The 1,739-nt window shown below is 70.1% G+C and carries 1 protein-coding gene and 1 pseudogene; one reads left to right on the forward strand and one right to left on the reverse strand.

All coding sequences use genetic code 11. The features are described from left to right. Positions 1 to 892: 892 nt before the first annotated feature. The gene (locus N2041_RS14270; protein WP_297679247.1) at positions 893 to 1,258 is read left to right on the forward strand and encodes a four helix bundle protein; all 366 of its coding nucleotides are present in this window, start codon (positions 893 to 895) and stop codon (positions 1,256 to 1,258) included. 38 nt (positions 1,259 to 1,296) lie between these two features. Here N2041_RS14270 and N2041_RS14275 read toward each other — a convergent pair. Then, positions 1,297 to 1,739 (reverse strand): annotated as a pseudogene (locus N2041_RS14275) (hypothetical protein); the annotation flags it as partial.

Here is a 1,739-nt window from a genome sequence, read left to right on the forward strand (position 1 = left end):
GCTTCGCACCTGTGCAGGTGGCGGGCTGCCCTGTTCCGGATGCGCCCGGACTGCGGGCGTTCGTGCATTCGTTGCCGCGGGTGCGGCTCCGGTGTGCTGGCGAGGTCGCCCGCTCGTCTGCCGCGCCTGGCCTGGCGCAGGCCGTGGGCGGATCCGGGCATTCCCTCTGGTCGGTGGATGTCGTCGGATTTCGTTGGTGCGGGGCGCGGGTGCCTCACGGGAGCGTCACGGCGTTCCCGGCGCCGGGCATCCGGCCGCGCTCAGCGAAGCCCTCCTTTCGTCCGAGTGTGGTAGCCCTGCCACCCCGCGGCGCGGCATGGCGCCGGCGGAGGTTGGAGGAACGGGAAGGGAAGCGGGAGGCGGGAAGCGGGAACCGGGCGAAGGGTGCCGGGAACCGGGAAGAGGGCGCCGCAGCGGGGACGGGGCGGCCGGCGCGGTGCGCGCCGGGGAGCTGGGCCGTCGGGGTGCTGCGGGCGAAGGGCATGGCGCCTCCCGGGGTAGACACGAAGTATCGCCGCGGGGCATGCCCCGGGCGAGGGTAAAGTCTTGCGAAAGGTACTGACCGGTGGTGCAAGGGTCAATCCTTTCGTGGGCGCGCAGGGATGCGCGGGGTACGGGGAGCCCGTGGAGGTGCTCTCCGTCCGGGTGGTGTAACGCGTGAGGGGGGAGGGGGGTTAACGGGGAGCGGAGGTTGGAGGTTGGAGGTTGGAGGTTGGAGGTTGGAGGTTGAGAGGTCGGAGGTTGGAGGTTGAGAGGTTGGAGGTTGGAGGTTGAGAGGTTGGAGGTTGAGAGGTTGGAGGTTGGAGGTTGAGAGGTTGGAGGTTGGAGGTTGAGAGGTTGAGAGGTTGGAGGTTGAGAGGTTGGAGGTTGGAGGTTGGTGTAGGATGCGCGCGTGGAGCTGCCGTACCGGGAGCTGGAGGTCTGGCGGAAGGCGCACCAGCTGGCGATGGACGTGCTGGACCTGGCTGAGACGCCACGGGTTCGAAGGGTGCCGTTCCTCCGGGACCAGCTGAGCCGGGCGGCGACGTCTGTCCCGGCGAACATCGCAGAGGGCCGCGGGCGGCGCACCCGCAACGATTACGCCGGGTTCGCCGCGAAGGCGCGCGGTTCGGTGTTCGAACTGGACTACTGGCTGTACCTGGCAGCGCAACGCCGGCTCATCGAGGAAGCGGATTACGCTGCGCTGCACGGGAGGGCGGTGGAGGTGAGCGCGATGCTCGTTTCGCTCATCGACCGGCTGCGCTCATCAGGCGACTAGGTCTCCAACCTCCAACCTCCAACCTCCAACCTTCAACCTCACCCCACGATTTCGAGGCGGGCGGAGCCGCGGGCGGGGATGCCGTCGCAGCGGGGCTGGACGCGGCCGTTTTCGCGGCTGGCGGTATCGAGGACGGCCCAATCGGGGACGGTGAAGGTCCAGCTGACGCGGCCGTTGGGGCCGGTGGGCGTGGGGCCGCCGCGGGCGAGTTCGTTGAGGGCGACGTCGTAGGCGGTGTAGCTGCAGCGGATGCCGGCCGGGCCGGGGACGGGGGTGCCGCCGGGGCCGGGGGGCTGCTGGACGATGATGGTGACGGTGACCTGCTGGCCGCGGTTGACGCGGATGGGGTCGACGTGGATGAGGAGTTCGAGCTCGGGCCCGGGCGTGGGCGTGGGGGTGGGGCCGAAGGGCTGCGATGGGTCGCAATCGGCGCTCCCGGTGAGGGCGAAGCTGAGGACGGGGGCGAGTTCGATGCCGGAAG

Source organism: Tepidiforma sp. (genome assembly GCF_026419595.1).
Classification (GTDB): Bacteria; Chloroflexota; Dehalococcoidia; order Tepidiformales; family Tepidiformaceae; genus Tepidiforma.